Annotated in this window: 16 protein-coding genes; all 16 read left to right on the top strand. The window is 70.2% G+C overall.

Annotation, left to right across the window (positions count from 1 at the left end):
• The coding region (locus tag GBN72_RS09260) for an LCP family protein (protein WP_174887097.1) at nucleotides 1-678 on the top strand (678 nt) is incomplete at its 5' end.
• A gap of 149 nt (nucleotides 679-827) precedes the next feature.
• Nucleotides 828-1,052, top strand: a complete 225-nt coding sequence (rpmE, locus tag GBN72_RS09255) for a 50S ribosomal protein L31 (RefSeq protein ID WP_055625166.1) — start codon at nucleotides 828-830, stop codon at nucleotides 1,050-1,052.
• Between the two features lie 111 nt (nucleotides 1,053-1,163).
• Nucleotides 1,164-2,240, top strand: a complete 1,077-nt coding sequence (prfA, locus tag GBN72_RS09250) for a peptide chain release factor 1 (protein ID WP_151771230.1) — start codon at nucleotides 1,164-1,166, stop codon at nucleotides 2,238-2,240.
• 79 nt (nucleotides 2,241-2,319) lie between these two features.
• Complete coding sequence (gene prmC / locus GBN72_RS09245) at nucleotides 2,320-3,159, top strand: peptide chain release factor N(5)-glutamine methyltransferase (protein ID WP_151771951.1); 840 nt, start codon at nucleotides 2,320-2,322, stop codon at nucleotides 3,157-3,159.
• Nucleotides 3,160-3,234: 75 nt separating this feature from the next.
• Complete coding sequence (locus GBN72_RS09240; protein ID WP_151771229.1) at nucleotides 3,235-3,882, top strand: L-threonylcarbamoyladenylate synthase; 648 nt, start codon at nucleotides 3,235-3,237, stop codon at nucleotides 3,880-3,882.
• Nucleotides 3,879-4,526: an arsenate reductase/protein-tyrosine-phosphatase family protein gene (locus GBN72_RS09235; RefSeq protein ID WP_246212385.1), complete on the top strand. Its 648-nt coding sequence runs from the start codon at nucleotides 3,879-3,881 to the stop codon at nucleotides 4,524-4,526. Before GBN72_RS09240 ends, GBN72_RS09235 begins: the two co-directional genes overlap by 4 nt.
• 90 nt (nucleotides 4,527-4,616) lie before the next feature.
• The gene (glyA, locus tag GBN72_RS09230) at nucleotides 4,617-5,858 is read left to right on the top strand and encodes a serine hydroxymethyltransferase (protein WP_151771228.1); all 1,242 of its coding nucleotides are present in this window, start codon (nucleotides 4,617-4,619) and stop codon (nucleotides 5,856-5,858) included.
• Between the two features lie 101 nt (nucleotides 5,859-5,959).
• Nucleotides 5,960-7,423 (top strand): MraY family glycosyltransferase, encoded by a 1,464-nt coding sequence (locus GBN72_RS09225; RefSeq protein ID WP_151771227.1) that lies wholly within the window; start codon nucleotides 5,960-5,962, stop codon nucleotides 7,421-7,423.
• 353 nt (nucleotides 7,424-7,776) lie between these two features.
• A complete protein-coding gene (locus GBN72_RS09220) occupies nucleotides 7,777-8,214 on the top strand; it encodes a Cg1360 family ATP-synthase-associated protein (RefSeq protein ID WP_151771226.1) in 438 nt (145 codons plus the stop codon).
• A 225-nt stretch (nucleotides 8,215-8,439) separates the two neighbouring features.
• Nucleotides 8,440-9,261, top strand: coding sequence for a F0F1 ATP synthase subunit A (atpB, locus tag GBN72_RS09215; protein WP_151771225.1), 822 nt, complete (start codon nucleotides 8,440-8,442; stop codon nucleotides 9,259-9,261).
• A gap of 77 nt (nucleotides 9,262-9,338) precedes the next feature.
• The gene (atpE, locus tag GBN72_RS09210) at nucleotides 9,339-9,566 is read left to right on the top strand and encodes an ATP synthase F0 subunit C (RefSeq protein ID WP_108954361.1); all 228 of its coding nucleotides are present in this window, start codon (nucleotides 9,339-9,341) and stop codon (nucleotides 9,564-9,566) included.
• Nucleotides 9,567-9,607: 41 nt separating this feature from the next.
• Nucleotides 9,608-10,153, top strand: coding sequence for a F0F1 ATP synthase subunit B (locus tag GBN72_RS09205; RefSeq protein ID WP_151771224.1), 546 nt, complete (start codon nucleotides 9,608-9,610; stop codon nucleotides 10,151-10,153).
• Nucleotides 10,150-10,965: a F0F1 ATP synthase subunit delta gene (locus tag GBN72_RS09200; RefSeq protein ID WP_151771223.1), complete on the top strand. Its 816-nt coding sequence runs from the start codon at nucleotides 10,150-10,152 to the stop codon at nucleotides 10,963-10,965. Before GBN72_RS09205 ends, GBN72_RS09200 begins: the two co-directional genes overlap by 4 nt.
• Before the next feature lie 129 nt (nucleotides 10,966-11,094).
• Nucleotides 11,095-12,687 (top strand): F0F1 ATP synthase subunit alpha, encoded by a 1,593-nt coding sequence (atpA, locus tag GBN72_RS09195; RefSeq protein ID WP_151771222.1) that lies wholly within the window; start codon nucleotides 11,095-11,097, stop codon nucleotides 12,685-12,687.
• A gap of 21 nt (nucleotides 12,688-12,708) precedes the next feature.
• Nucleotides 12,709-13,626, top strand: coding sequence for a F0F1 ATP synthase subunit gamma (locus tag GBN72_RS09190; RefSeq protein WP_151771221.1), 918 nt, complete (start codon nucleotides 12,709-12,711; stop codon nucleotides 13,624-13,626).
• A complete protein-coding gene (atpD, locus tag GBN72_RS09185; RefSeq protein ID WP_151771220.1) occupies nucleotides 13,626-15,074 on the top strand; it encodes a F0F1 ATP synthase subunit beta in 1,449 nt (482 codons plus the stop codon). The genes GBN72_RS09190 and atpD overlap by 1 nt, the downstream gene beginning before the upstream one ends.
• Nucleotides 15,075-15,122 lie beyond the last annotated feature (48 nt).

Genomic DNA, 15,122 nt, shown 5'->3' with positions numbered 1-15,122 from the left:
ATGTTCAACTCGGCGTACGCGACCGGCGGGGCGGCCTGCACGGTGAAGACCGTGGAGTCGATGAGCGGCGTCCGGGTCGACCACTTCCTCGAGGTCGACTTCACCGGCTTCCGGCGGATGGTCGACGCGCTGGGCGGCGTCGAGGTCACCACCAAGGAGAAGATCTCCGACCCGGAGAGCCACCTCAGACTCGACGCCGGCACCCACCGGCTGAGCGGAACCCAGGCGCTCGGTCTGGTCCGCACCCGGCACGGCGTCGGGGACGGGTCCGACCTCGGGCGGATCCAGCTGCAGCAGGCCTTCCTCAAGGCGCTGGCGCAGCAGGTCGAGAAGGTCGGCGTGCTGTCCAACCCCAAGCGGCTCTACGACCTCGCCGACACCGCCACCAAGTCGGTCACCACCGACGAGAGCCTCGGCAGCGTCACCGCGCTCGCCTCCTTCGCCGGCGGGCTGAAGGACATCGGCCCGTCGAGGATGACGATGACCACACTGCCGGTCGCGTACGACCCGGACGCCCCGAACCGGGTCCTGGTCGACGAGGACAAGGCCGCACTGGTCTGGTCGGCGATGCGGCACGACAAGGCGATCCCGGCCAAGGCCAAGGGCTCCGCCACCGGGCACGCGGACGAGGTCGTCGGCTCCCCGTCACCCACCGCCGCCTCCCGCGTCGCCTCCTGAGGCCCGGGGGACGGAAGGGGGAATAGAACAGCCCCGCCCCCGGTTTTGGGGGATGCGGCCAGTGCTGGCAGACTGGTACGTCGGCTCCGGTTCACGCTCCCGCATCCCGCGGCGGCGACCCGGCGCCCTCCCGAAATCTAGGAGACACCTTGAAGCGCGACATCCACCCCGAGTACGTCGAGACGCAGGTCAGCTGCACCTGCGGCGCGTCGTTCACGACTCGCAGCACCATCTCCTCCGGCACCGTCCGTGCCGAGGTCTGCTCCGAGTGCCACCCGTTCTACACGGGCAAGCAGAAGATCCTCGACACCGGTGGCCGCGTGGCCCGCTTCGAGGCCCGCTTCGGCAAGGCGGCTGCCGGCTCGAAGAAGTAGCGAGCCACCGCGCCGGTCCACGGCCGCCCCGCACAGGGCGGCCGGGACCGGCGTTTTTGGTCGCCACACCTTCGTCCACCAGCACGCCCTTCCAGGAGCCAGGAGCCCCACATGTTCGAGGCCGTCGAGGAACTCGTCGGTGAGCACGCCGATCTCGAGAAGAAGCTCGCCGATCCGTCGGTCCACGCCGACCAGGCCAACGCGCGCAAGCTGAACAAGCGCTACGCCGAGCTGACTCCGATCGTCGCCACCTACCGCTCCTGGAAGCAGACCGGGGACGACATCGAGACCGCCAGGGAACTGGCCGCCGACGACCCCGACTTCGCCGCCGAGGTCAAGGAGCTGGAGAAGCTCCGCGGGGAACTCACCGAGAAGCTGCGCCTGCTGCTGGTCCCGCGCGACCCCAGCGACGACAAGGACGTGATCCTCGAGATCAAGGCCGGCGCGGGCGGTGACGAGTCCGCGCTGTTCGCGGGCGACCTGCTGCGCATGTACCTGCGGTACGCCGAGCGCGTGGGGTGGAAGACGGAGATCATCGACGCCACCGAGTCGGAGCTGGGCGGGTACAAGGACGTCCAGGTCGCGGTGAAGACCAAGGGCGGCAACGGGGCCACCGAGCCCGGCCAGGGCGTCTGGGCGCGGCTGAAGTACGAGGGCGGCGTGCACCGTGTGCAGCGGGTGCCGGCCACCGAGTCGCAGGGCCGCATCCACACCTCCGCGGCCGGTGTGCTGGTGACGCCGGAGGCCGAGGAGGTCGACGTCGAGATCAACCCGAACGACCTGCGGATCGACGTCTACCGGTCCTCCGGTCCGGGTGGGCAGTCCGTGAACACGACCGACTCCGCGGTGCGCATCACGCACCTTCCGACCGGTGTCGTCGCCTCCTGCCAGAACGAGAAGAGCCAGCTGCAGAACAAGGAGCAGGCCCTGCGTATCCTGCGCTCCAGGCTGCTCGCCGCCGCGCAGGAGGAGGCGGAGCGGGAGGCCGCGGACGCCCGCCGCAGCCAGGTCCGCACCGTGGACCGCTCGGAGAAGATCCGCACGTACAACTTCCCGGAGAACCGGATCTCCGACCACCGGGTCGGCTTCAAGGCCTACAACCTCGACCAGGTCCTCGACGGCGAGCTGGACGCGGTGATCCAGGCCTGCGTCGACGCGGACTCGGCCGCCAAGCTCGCCGCCGCCTGACGTCCGGCGCCCACCGCGCGAAGACGCCCCCTGACGACACCGGAGGACCAGCGTGCCGCAGAACCAGAGCCCGCGCAGCGTGCTGCTCGCCGAGGTGGCCCAGGCCACCCAGCGGCTGGCGGACGCCGGCGTGCCCTCGCCGCGCAACGACGCGGAGGAGCTCGCCGCGTTCGTGCACGGCGTGAAGCGGGGCCAGCTGCACACCGTCAAGGACTCCGACTTCGACGCCCGCTACTGGGAGGTCGTCGCCCGGCGGGAGGCCCGCGAGCCGCTGCAGCACATCACCGGCCGCGCCTTCTTCCGCTACCTGGAGCTCCAGGTCGGCCCCGGGGTGTTCGTGCCCCGGCCGGAGACGGAGTCGGTGGTGGGCTGGGCCATAGACGCGGTCCGCGCCATGGACGTCGCCGAGCCCCGCATCGTCGACCTGTGCACCGGCTCCGGCGCGATCGCGCTGGCCATGGCGCAGGAGGTGCCGCGGTCCTCGGTGCACGCCGTGGAGCTCTCCGAGGAGGCCCTGGAGTGGGCCCGCAAGAACATGGAGGGCTCCCGCGTCGACCTGCGCCACGGTGACGCGCTGACCGCCTTCCCCGACCTGGACGGCCAGGTCGACCTGGTCATCACCAACCCGCCGTACATCCCGCTCACCGAGTGGGAGTACGTCGCCCCCGAGGCGCGGGACCACGACCCGGACATGGCGCTGTTCTCCGGCCAGGACGGGCTCGACTTGATCCGCGGCCTGGAACGCACCGCGCACCGGCTGCTGCGGCCCGGCGGCGTCGTCGTGGTCGAGCACGCCGACACCCAGGGCGGCCAGGTCCCCTGGATCTTCACCGAGGAGAGGGGCTGGGCCGACGCCGCCGACCACCCCGACCTCAACAACCGGCCGCGGTTCGCCACGGCCCGCAAGGCGACGCCGTGAACACGCGTCCCACAGGCACCACCCCTTCCGAACGACTCTCCCCCCTGCACGACCCGCACGAGGAGGCCAGCTGACATGGCACGGCGATACGACACCAACGACGCGACCGACCGCGCGACCGGTCTGCGCGAAGCCGCGTCCGCCGTCCGCCGTGGCGAACTGGTCGTCCTGCCGACGGACACGGTGTACGGCATCGGCGCGGACGCCTTCTCCTCCGAGGCCGTCGGCGACCTGCTGGAGGCCAAGGGCCGCGGCCGCAACATGCCCTCCCCGGTGCTGATCGGCTCGCCCAACACGCTGCACGGACTGGTCACCGACTTCTCCGAGACCGCCTGGGAGCTGGTCGACGCCTTCTGGCCCGGCGCGCTCACCCTGGTCGCCCGCCACCAGCCCTCGCTGGTCTGGGACCTCGGCGAGACCCGCGGCACGGTCGCGGTGCGCATGCCGCTGCACCCGGTCGCCATCGAGCTGCTCACCGAGGTCGGCCCGATGGCCGTCTCCTCCGCCAACCTGACCGGCCACCCCTCGCCGGAGACCTGCGACGCCGCCCAGCAGATGCTCGGCGACTCCGTCTCCGTGTACCTCGACGGCGGACCGACGCCGGGCAACGTGCCCTCGTCGATCGTCGACGTCACCGGCCGGGTGCCGGTGCTGCTGCGCGAGGGCGCCATCTCCGCCGAGGAGCTGCGCAAGGTGGTACCCGACCTCGAGGTGGCGAATTGACCCCCGCCCCTGACGCGGGGCTTGGCATACGAGAGGAAGACGGCGGGGAGGCCGGCTTCCGGATCCTGCATGTCAGCACCGGAAACGTGTGCCGCTCGCCGATCACCGAGCGGCTGACCCGGCATGCCCTCGCCCAGCGGCTCGGCGACACCCGGTGGGGCGGACTCGTGGTCGAGTCCGCCGGCACCTGGGGGCACGAGGGCGCTCCCATGGAGGAGAACGCCGTCACCGTGCTCGGCGAGTACGGCGCGGACGCCTCCGGCTTCACCGGGCGCGAGCTGCGCGACGAGCACGTCATCCGCGCCGACCTGGTGCTGACGGCCACCCGCGACCACCGGGCCCACGTCATCTCGATGGGGCACTCGGCCGGGCTGCGCACCTTCACGCTCAAGGAGTTCACCCGGCTGGTGCGGGCCATCGACCCCGCGACCCTGCCGCCGGTGGAGGACGGGGTCTGCGCGCGGGCCCGGGCCCTGGTGCGGGCCGCCGCGGCGCTGCGGGGGTGGCTGCTGGCGCCCACGCCGGAGGCGGACGAGGTGTACGACCCGTACGGGGCGCCGCTGCCGTTCTTCCGCTCGGTCGGCGACGAGATACACGGCGCCCTCGACCCGGTGGTCACCGCGCTCACGGGCGTGCAGGGCTGACCCGGGCCGGTCCCCGGCCGCCCCGCGCGCCGCGCAGCCCCGCCCCCCGCGTCCTACGCTGGAGCTGACGTCCGGACGAGGAGGTTCCGCATGGGGACCGTCGCGCACGCCCAGGCGCTGCGAGACCAGGTGCTGAGGGCCCAGGATCCCGAGATGGCGGGGATCCTCGAGGCCGAGGCGGAGCGCCGCCGCACCACGCTCCAGCTGATCGCCGCCGAGAACTTCACCTCGCCCGCCGTGCTGTCGGCCCTCGGCTCCCCGCTGGCCGACAAGTACGCCGAGGGCTATCCCGGCAACCGCTTCCACGGCGGCTGCGCCTACGCCGATCTCGCCGAGCGCACCGCCGTCGAGCGCGCCACCGCCCTCTTCGGCGCCGCGCACGTCAACGTCCAGCCGCACTCCGGCTCGTCCGCCGTGCTGGCCGCCTACGCCGCGCTGCTGCGTCCCGGCGACCCGGTGCTGGCGCTGGGACTGGCCTTCGGCGGCCACCTCACCCACGGCTCGCCCGCCAACTTCTCCGGCCGGTGGTTCCGCTTCACCGGCTACGGGGTCGACGCCGAGTCCGGACTCCTGGACTACGAGCAGGTCAGGGCGCTGGCCCGGGCCACCAGGCCCAAGGCGGTGGTGTGCGGGTCGATCGCCTACCCGCGCCACATCGACCACGCGGCGTTCCGGGAGATCGCCGACGACGTCGGCGCCTACCTGATCGTCGACGCCGCGCACCCCATCGGCCTGGTGGCGGGCGGCGCCGCGCCCAGCCCGGTGCCGTACGCCGACGTGGTCTGCGCGACCACCCACAAGGTGCTCCGCGGCCCGCGCGGCGGGATGATCCTGTGCACCGCGGAGCTGGCCGAACGCGTCGACCGCGCGGTCTTCCCGTTCACCCAGGGCGGGGCGCCGATGAACGTGGTGGCGGCCAAGGCGGTCGCCTTCGGCGAGGCCGCGACGCCCGGTTACGCCGCCTACACGCACCGCACGGTCGCCAACGCCCGGGCCCTCGCGGCCGGTCTCGCCGACGAGGGGCTGCACGTCTCCACCGGGGGCACCGACACCCACCTGGTGATCGCCGACCCGGCCCCGGTCGGCGGTCTGGACGGCCGCGCGGCCCGCGATCTGCTGGGCGCCGCCGGCATGGTCCTCGACACATCGGCACTGCCGCACGAAGGGCGGGGTATCCGCCTGGGGACGGCCGCCGTGACGACCCTGGGCATGGGGGAGGAGGAGGCCCGGACCATCGCGTCCCTGGTCGGGCGGGCCCTGCGGGGCGATGTGGACGGTGCTCGCGCGGGGGCGCGGGAACTGGCCGAGGCCTTCCCGCCCGCGTACCCGTGACCCCCGGGTGAAACCGTCCCGGCCACCCGGAAGTCATCACTCACGACCGTCCCTCGCTAGGGTGTGGGTCGGAATGGCCAGCGAGATCTGTGGGGAAGCCCGTGCGTGAATACCTGCTGACGGTCTGCATCACGGCCGCGGTGACGTACCTCCTGACGGGTCCGGTGCGGAAGTTCGCGATCGTGGCGGGAGCCATGCCCCAGGTGCGGGCGCGGGACGTGCACCGAGAACCCACCCCGCGGCTCGGCGGCATCGCGATGTTCTTCGGCCTGTGCGCCGGTCTGCTGGTCGCCTCCCAGCTCACCAACCTCGGCCAGGTCTTCGAGCGGTCCAACGAGCCGCGCGCGCTGCTCTCCGGGGCGGCGCTGATCTGGATCATCGGCGTGCTGGACGACAAGTTCGAGCTGGACGCCCTGATCAAGCTGGGCGCGCAGATGATCGCGGCCGGCGTCATGGTGATGCAGGGCCTGACCATCCTGTGGCTGCCGGTGCCGGGCTTCGGCCTGGTGGCGCTGACCTCGTGGCAGGGCACGCTGCTCACCGTGGCACTGGTGGTGATCACCATCAACGCGGTGAACTTCGTCGACGGCCTCGACGGTCTGGCCTCCGGCATGGTGGGCATCGCCTCGCTGGCGTTCTTCCTGTACGGCTACCGCATCTGGTTCGGCTTCGGCATCGAGGCGGCCGCCCCGGCCACCCTGTTCGCCGCCATCCTGATCGGCATGTGCGTGGGCTTCCTGCCGCACAACATGCACCCGGCGCGGATCTTCATGGGCGACTCCGGGTCGATGCTGATCGGCCTGATCCTGGCGGCCGGCGCCATCTCCATCACCGGCCAGATCGACCCGGACGCGCTGAAGCTGTTCGCCGGGTCCGAGCGCAGCGCGGTGCACGCGACCGTGCCGGTCTACATCCCGCTGCTGCTGCCGCTGACCATCATCGCGATCCCCGCCGCCGACCTGGTGCTGGCCATCGTGCGCCGCACCTGGCGCGGGCAGTCGCCGTTCGCCGCGGACCGCGGGCACCTGCACCACCGGCTGCTGGAGATCGGCCACTCGCACAGCCGGGCCGTGCTGATCATGTACTTCTGGTGCGGGCTGATCGCGTTCGGCGCCCTGTCGTACTCGGTGACCGCCGCCTCGATGTGGATCGTGCTGAGCGTCGCCCTGCTGAGCGCGCTGGGCCTGGTGCTGCTGCTGATGCCGCGCTTCACGCCGCGCGCCCCCCGCTGGGCGGAACGGATGCTGCCGCCCCGTTACCGCCGCTCCGGGGCGGGTACCGGCACGGAGGCCGACGGGAGCGCCGTCACGGCCCCGGAGGACGCCGGCCCGGGCCAGGAGGCCCGGCGGGGGCCCGCGGGGGCGCACGCCGCCGACAGCGCCGCGGACGGCCCCACGGAGGCGGGAGAGGGCGCGGACACCGGGGCCGGGGAGCCCGGCGGGCGGGAGTACCGGGAGCCGGTGGCGGTGGGCGCCGCCCGGGTCGCCGGCGGGTCCTCCGCCGTGGGCCACCGCAGCCGGTTCCGCCGGCCCGGCCCGCCCCCGTCCGCGCGCCAGCCGCGCTAGGCGCCCCAGGCGCCCAGGCGCCCTAGGTAAGAATCCGGCTAGAGCTTGACCCACCCGAGGGACGCCCTTGGGGAGTGCTTGGGTGGGCAAATCGGCTCTATATCAGTCAGAAGGTGCGCGGAATCGTTACTGGCGCGCCCCTTAACCCCCTCGTGTGACAGTCGGCACACGAAGTAGGTAAAGACCTCATCAAATAGTTTGTGATAGCGTTCACGAGTAGCCCGGACCGGAGCCGGACGAGCGCGCACGGTCCCCCAGTGCGGCGGTCCCCCGGACCGAGGTTCTCCCTCTCACCCCGGGTCTACGCTCGTCCATGACGACACCCTGCCCCCTCAGCAAGCGGAGTTGCCGCCATGCCGTCCAACGACGTTCGGATGCTCATCCATACCGCGGTGCCCACCGCTGCCGCCGGCGCGATCGCCGCGGTGCTCAGTGGTGTGTTCGCCGGCGGCAAGGGTGCGCTCGGCGCCGTCGTGGGAACGCTGGTCGTGCTCTTCTTCATGGGTCTCGGGCTCTACGTGCTGCAGCGCGTCGCGAAGTCGCTTCCGCACCTGTTCCAGGCCATGGGCCTGATGCTCTACACGGTGCAGATCCTGCTCATGTTCTTCTTCGTGGCCGTCTTCAAGGACACGTCGTTGTTCCACCCCAAGACCTTCGCGATCGCGCTGGTCGCCGCGACCATCGTCTGGGTCGCCGCGCAGGCCCGCGCGCAGATGAAGGCCAAGATCTTGTACGTCGATCCCGAGTCGACCGAGAACGAGAAGCCGCAGAAGACGGGGCGCTCGTCGTGAGGAACGGGGCCGGGGCAAGCACAGGTGAGCGTTCCTGCTATCGTCCGTTGCCGACTGCGGCATCGCGGGCGCGGGCATCCGAGCTGACGCCTGCTCGAACGCGAGGCTTGATGCCCCCCAGCCGCCCCCACATCCGTAAGACCAGTCCCGTGCCGAACCGCGGCCTCGTGCCGCGCCGACACAACGAGGTTGCCGTACCTATGCGCCACGCTGAAGGAGCCCGCGGTGAGTGCTGATCCGACGCAGGTGCTCGCCTTCGAGACCGACTGCCACATCTTCGATGGCTGTGGCTTCCCGGCTCCGGGCCTGCACTCGTTCCTGTTCGAGCCCCTGTGGGGCGACGCGGACAGCAACCTGTACTTCAACAAGCCGATGCTGCTCGCCCTGCTGGGCTCGGTCATCGTGATCGGCTTCTTCTGGGCCGCCTTCCGCAAGCCGAAGCTGGTTCCCGGCAAGCTGCAGATGGTCGCCGAGTTCGGTTACGACTTCATCCGCCGCGGCGTGGTCTACGAGACCCTCGGGCGCAAGGAGGGCGAGAAGTACGTCCCCCTGGTCGTCTCGATGTTCTTCTTCATCTGGATGATGAACCTCTGGTCGATCGTCCCGCTGGCCCAGTTCCCGGTGACGTCGATCATCGCGTACCCGGCGGTGCTGGCGCTGATCGTCTACGTGCTGTGGGTCAGCCTGACCTTCAAGCGCCACGGCTTCGTCGGCGGCTGGAAGAACATCACCGGCTACAACAAGGACCTCGGCCCGGTTCTTCCGCTGGCCATGCTGATCGAGTTCTTCTCGAACCTGCTGGTCCGCCCCTTCACCCACGCGGTGCGACTGTTCGCGAACATGTTCGCGGGCCACACGCTTCTGGTGCTCTTCACGATCGCCAGCTGGTACCTGCTGAACGGCATCGGCATCGCCTACGCCGGCGTCAGCTTCGTCATGGTCATCGTGATGACGGTCTTCGAGCTGTTCATCCAGGCCCTGCAGGCGTACGTCTTCGTGCTGCTGACCTGCACCTTCATCCAGGGCGCGCTCGCAGAGCACCACTGAGTCATCGCCCGTAGACCCGACCCCCAGTCGTCCGGTGGCCAACCCCCACCGGTCCGTTGAGAAAAGGAAGAACTGGCATGTCCACTCTTGCCGCAGTTACCGGTTCTGTCGCCTCCATCGGCTACGGCCTCGCCGCCATCGGCCCCGGCGTCGGCGTCGGCATCATCTTCGGTAACGGCACCCAGGCGCTGGCCCGCCAGCCCGAGGCCGCCGGCCTGATCCGTGCCAACCAGATCCTCGGCTTCGCCTTCTGTGAGGCGCTCGCCCTCATCGGTCTGGTCATGCCGTTCGTCTACGGCCAGTGATCTAGCGATCCCCACCAGCCGACTAGACGAAAGGCATTGACATGAGCCAGCTGCTCACGATCGCGGCTGAGGAGGTCCAGAACCCCCTCGTCCCGCCGATCCCCGAGCTCGTCATCGGCCTGATCGCCTTCGTCATCGTCTTCGGCGTCTTCGCCTGGAAGCTCCTCCCGAACATCAACAAGGTTCTGGACGAGCGCCGCGAGGCCATCGAGGGCGGTATCGAGAAGGCCGAGGCCGCCCAGACCGAGGCCCAGAGCGTGCTCGAGCAGTACAAGGCTCAGCTCGCCGAGGCCCGCCACGAGGCCGCGCGCCTGCGCTCGGAAGCGCAGGAGCAGGGTGCCGCGCTCATCGCCGAGATGCGTGCGGAGGGCCAGCGTCAGCGCGAGGACATCATCGCCGCCGGCCACGCGCAGATCGAGGCCGACCGCAAGGCCGCCGCGACCGCGCTGCGCCAGGACGTCGGCAAGCTCGCCACCGACCTGGCCGGCAAGCTCGTCGGGGAGTCCCTCGAGGACCACGCCCGTCAGAGCCGCGTCATCGACCGCTTCCTCGGCGAGCTCGAGGAGAAGGCCGAGGCCGCGCGATGAACGGAGCGAGCCGCGAGGCCCTGGCAGCCGCCCGTGAGCGACTCGACGCGCTGACGGACTCCACGTCCGTCGACGCGGCGCAGCTCGCCGACGAGCTGGCCGCCGTCACCGCGCTGCTCGACCGCGAGGTGTCGCTGCGTCGGGTCCTCACCGACCCGGCGCAGTCCGGAGAGGCCAAGGCCGACCTGGTCCAGCGCCTGCTGGGCAGCCAGATCGGCGGTCCGGCCACCGACCTGGTGTCGGGCATGGTCCGGTCCCGCTGGTCCGCCCCGCGCCACCTGGTGGACGCGGTGGAGGAACTGGCGAACCTCGCCGACCTCACGGCCGCGCAGAAGGCCGGTGCCCTGGACGACGTCGAGGACGAGCTGTTCCGGTTCGGCCGGATCGTCGCCTCGAACGGCGCCCTGCGCGCCGCGCTGACCGACCGGTCCGCGAGCGCCGAGGCCAAGAGCGGTCTGCTGCGCAGCCTGCTCGGCGGCCGGGCGAACGCCGTCACCGAGCGCCTGGTGGTCCGTCTGGTGTCCGCGCCGCGTGGACGTAGCCTGGAGACGGGACTCGAGTCCCTCGCCAAGCTCGCCGCCGGCCGTCGCAACCGGATGGTCGCCGTGGTCACCTCCGCGGTGCCGCTGAGCGACACCCAGAAGCAGCGCCTGAGCGCCGCCCTGGTGAAGCTCTACGGCCGCGCCATGCACCTCAACCTCGACGTGGACCCCGCGGTCCTCGGCGGGATCCGGGTGCAGGTCGGCGACGAGGTCATCAACGGCTCCGTCGTGGACCGCCTCGAGGACGCCAACCGGCGCCTCGCCGGCTGACCGAGCCACACAGCAGAAGTACGTTTTTACGGCCCTGGTTGGGCCGTGCAGAGGATGCAAAGTTTCTGGGGGAGCCCCCCAGATTCCCCCAAGAAACTTCGGGCCCAACAAGGAGAGCAGGGAACCCAGATGGCGGAGCTCACGATCCGGCCGGAGGAGATCCGGGACGCGCTGGAGAACTTTGTCCAGTCGTACAAGCCGGACGCGGCCTCGCGCGAGGAGGTCGGTACGGTCACCCTTGCCGGCGACGGCATCGCGAAGGTCGAGGGTCTTCCCTCGGCCATGGCCAACGAACTGCTGAAGTTCGAGGACGGCACCCTCGGCCTCGCCCTCAACCTCGAGGAGCGCGAGATCGGTGCCATCGTCCTCGGCGAGTTCAGCGGCATCGAGGAGGGCCAGCCGGTGCACCGCACCGGAGAGGTCCTGTCGGTCGCCGTGGGCGAGGGCTACCTCGGCCGCGTGGTCGACCCCCTCGGCAACCCCATCGACGGGCTCGGCGAGATCGCGACCGAGGGCCGCCGCGCCCTCGAGCTGCAGGCCCCCACGGTCATGCAGCGCAAGTCGGTGCACGAGCCGATGGAGACCGGCTACAAGGCCGTCGACGCGATGACCCCCGTCGGCCGTGGCCAGCGTCAGCTGGTCATCGGTGACCGCCAGACCGGCAAGACCGCCCTGGCCGTCGACACCATCATCAACCAGAAGGCCAACTGGAAGACGGGCGACCCGTCGAAGCAGGTCCGCTGCATCTACGTCGCCATCGGCCAGAAGGGCTCCACCATCGCGTCGGTCCGCCGCGCGCTGGAGGAGAACGGCGCTCTGGAGTACACGACCATCGTCGCCGCCCCGGCGTCCGACCCGGCCGGCTTCAAGTACCTGGCGCCGTACACCGGCTCGGCCATCGGCCAGCACTGGATGTACCAGGGCAAGCACGTCCTGATCATCTTCGACGACCTGTCGAAGCAGGCCGACGCCTACCGCGCCGTGTCGCTGCTGCTGCGTCGTCCGCCGGGCCGCGAGGCCTACCCGGGTGACGTCTTCTACCTGCACTCGCGTCTGCTGGAGCGCTGCGCCAAGCTCTCCGACGACATGGGCGCCGGTTCGATGACCGGTCTGCCGATCGTCGAGACCAAGGCCAACGACGTCTCGGCGTTCATCCCGACCAACGTCATCTCCATCACCGACGGCCAGTGCTTCCTGGAGTCGGACCTGTTCAACGCCGGTCAGCGCCCCGCGCTGAACGTCGGTATCTCCGTCTCCCGAGTCGGTGGTTCCGCGCAGCACAAGGCGATGAAGCAGGTCTCCGGCCGTCTGCGCGTGGACCTGGCCCAGTTCCGTGAGCTGGAGGCGTTCGCCGCCTTCGGTTCCGACCTGGACGCCGCGTCGAAGGCGCAGCTGGAGCGCGGTCAGCGCATGGTCGAGCTGCTCAAGCAGGCTCAGTACCAGCCGATGGCCACCGAGGAGCAGGTCGTCTCCGTCTGGGCCGGCACCACCGGCAAGATGGACGACGTCCCGGTCGTGGACATCCGCCGCTTCGAGTCGGAGCTGCTGGCCCACCTGCGTCAGACCGAGGCGGGCCTGCTCCTGTCGATCCGCGAGGGCGGCAAGATGTCGGACGACACGCTGACGGCCGTCGCCGACGCCATCGCCGCGTTCAAGAAGACGTTCACGACGTCGGACGGCAAGCTGCTCGGCGAGGACGCTCCGGTTTCCGTCTCCAAGTGACGTAAGGAAGGGACCTGACTCATGGGAGCTCAGCTCCGGGTCTACAAGCGTCGCATCCGATCCGTCACCGCGACCAAGAAGATCACCAAGGCGATGGAGATGATCGCCGCCTCGCGTGTCGTCAAGGCGCAGCGCAAGGTGGCGGCCTCCACGCCGTACGCGACCGAGCTCACCCGCGCGGTCACGGCGGTGGGCACCGGTTCGAACACGCGCCACCCGCTGACCACGGAGGCGGACAACCCGACCCGTGCCGCGGTCCTGCTCCTGTCGAGCGACCGCGGTCTGGCCGGCGCGTTCAACTCCAACGCCATCAAGGCGGCGGAGCAGCTGACGGCGAAGCTCGAGGCCGACGGCAAGCAGGTCGACACGTTCATCGTCGGCCGGCGCGGCGTCGCCCACTACAACTTCCGCGAGCGCACGATCTCGGGGCAGTGGACGGGCTTCACCGACGAGCCGACGTACGCGGACGCCAAGCAGGTCGCGGCACCGCTGATCGAGGCGATCGAGAAGGACACGGCCGAGGGTGGTGTGGACGAACTCCACATCGTCTACACCGAGTTCGTCTCGATGATGACGCAGACCGCCATCCAGGCGCAGCTGCTTCCGCTCAAGCTCGATGAAGTGGCGGAGGAGTCGCCCTCCAAGGACGAGATCCTCCCGCTGTACGACTTCGAGCCGTCCGCGGAGGACGTCCTCGACGCCCTGCTGCCGCGGTACGTCGAGAGCCGTATCTACAACGCGCTGCTGCAGTCGGCCGCTTCGAAGCACGCCGCCACGCGGCGCGCGATGAAGTCGGCCACCGACAACGCCGGAGAGCTCATCGAGACGCTCTCCCGGCTTGCCAACGCGGCCCGCCAGGCCGAAATCACCCAGGAAATCAGCGAGATCGTCGGTGGCGCAGGCGCCCTGGCCGACGCGACCGCGGGGAGTGACAACTAATGACCACCACTGTTGAGCCGACCGCTGGCGCGGGCGTGGCCACCGGCCGCGTCGCGCGGGTCATCGGCCCGGTCGTCGACGTGGAGTTCCCCGTCGACGCGATGCCGGAGATCTACAACGCCCTTCACGTCGAGGTGGCCGACCCGGCCAACGCCGGCGAGAAGAAGACGCTGACCCTCGAGGTCGCCCAGCACCTGGGCGACGGCCTGGTCCGCGCCATCTCCATGCAGCCCACCGACGGTCTGGTCCGCCAGGCCGCGGTGGCCGACACGGGCACGGGCATCACCGTCCCGGTCGGCGACTTCACCAAGGGCAAGGTGTTCAACACCCTCGGTGAGGTGCTGAACTCCGAGGAGTCCTACGACGGCGAGCGCTGGTCCATCCACCGCCAGGCGCCGAACTTCGACGAGCTCGAGTCGAAGACCGAGATGTTCGAGACCGGCGTCAAGGTCATCGACCTGCTGACCCCGTACGTCAAGGGCGGCAAGATCGGTCTGTTCGGCGGCGCCGGCGTCGGCAAGACGGTGCTCATCCAGGAGATGATCTACCGCGTCGCCAACAACCACGACGGTGTCTCCGTGTTCGCCGGTGTCGGTGAGCGCACCCGTGAGGGCAACGACCTGATCGAGGAGATGTCGGACTCCGGCGTCATCGACAAGACCGCGCTGGTCTTCGGTCAGATGGACGAGCCCCCGGGCACCCGTCTGCGCGTGGCCCTGGCCGGTCTGACCATGGCGGAGTACTTCCGCGATGTGCAGAAGCAGGACGTGCTGTTCTTCATCGACAACATCTTCCGCTTCACCCAGGCCGGTTCCGAGGTGTCGACCCTGCTCGGCCGTATGCCCTCCGCGGTGGGCTACCAGCCGAACCTGGCCGACGAGATGGGTCTCCTCCAAGAGCGCATCACCTCGACCCGTGGTCACTCGATCACCTCGATGCAGGCGATCTACGTCCCCGCGGACGACCTGACCGACCCGGCCCCGGCCACCACCTTCGCCCACCTCGACGCGACGACGGTTCTCTCCCGTCCGATCTCCGAGAAGGGCATCTACCCGGCCGTGGACCCGCTGGACTCCACGTCCCGGATCCTGGACCCGCGCTACATCGCGGCGGACCACTACAACACCGCCATGCGCGTCAAGGGGATCCTGCAGAAGTACAAGGACCTCCAGGACATCATCGCGATCCTCGGTATCGACGAGCTCGGCGAGGAGGACAAGCTCGTCGTCCACCGTGCCCGTCGCGTGGAGCGCTTCCTGTCCCAGAACACCCACGTCGCCAAGCAGTTCACCGGCGTGGACGGTTCGGACGTGCCGCTGGACGAGTCGATCTCCGCCTTCAACGCGATCTGCGACGGTGAGTTCGACCACTTCCCGGAGCAGGCGTTCTTCATGTGCGGTGGCCTCGAGGACCTCAAGGCCAACGCCCGGGAGCTGGGCGTTTCCTGAACCTCCTGAGGTTCGGCGGAGCCGGACGAGGTGAGAGGGCCCGTCTTC

Origin of the sequence: Streptomyces abyssomicinicus (genome assembly GCF_008974245.1) — a bacterium.
GTDB lineage: Bacteria > Actinomycetota > Actinomycetes > Streptomycetales > Streptomycetaceae > Streptomyces > Streptomyces abyssomicinicus.
Note: the sequence above shows the minus strand (reverse complement) of the source record. Positions and strands in the feature narration are given on the sequence as shown.

Bases quoted from the DNA above. Each gene is read 5' to 3' on its own strand.
- prfA (WP_151771230.1), top strand. From the start codon at position 1,164: ATGTTCGAGGCCGTCGAGGAACTCGTCGGTGAGCACGCCGATCTCGAG.
- GBN72_RS09240 (WP_151771229.1), top strand. From the start codon at position 3,235: ATGGCACGGCGATACGACACCAACGACGCGACCGACCGCGCGACCGGT.
- glyA (WP_151771228.1), top strand. From the start codon at position 4,617: ATGGGGACCGTCGCGCACGCCCAGGCGCTGCGAGACCAGGTGCTGAGG.
- GBN72_RS09220 (WP_151771226.1), top strand. From the start codon at position 7,777: ATGCCGTCCAACGACGTTCGGATGCTCATCCATACCGCGGTGCCCACC.
- atpE (WP_108954361.1), top strand. From the start codon at position 9,339: ATGTCCACTCTTGCCGCAGTTACCGGTTCTGTCGCCTCCATCGGCTAC.
- GBN72_RS09205 (WP_151771224.1), top strand. From the start codon at position 9,608: ATGAGCCAGCTGCTCACGATCGCGGCTGAGGAGGTCCAGAACCCCCTC.
- GBN72_RS09200 (WP_151771223.1), top strand. From the start codon at position 10,150: ATGAACGGAGCGAGCCGCGAGGCCCTGGCAGCCGCCCGTGAGCGACTC.
- atpA (WP_151771222.1), top strand. From the start codon at position 11,095: ATGGCGGAGCTCACGATCCGGCCGGAGGAGATCCGGGACGCGCTGGAG.
- GBN72_RS09190 (WP_151771221.1), top strand. From the start codon at position 12,709: ATGGGAGCTCAGCTCCGGGTCTACAAGCGTCGCATCCGATCCGTCACC.
- atpD (WP_151771220.1), top strand. From the start codon at position 13,626: ATGACCACCACTGTTGAGCCGACCGCTGGCGCGGGCGTGGCCACCGGC.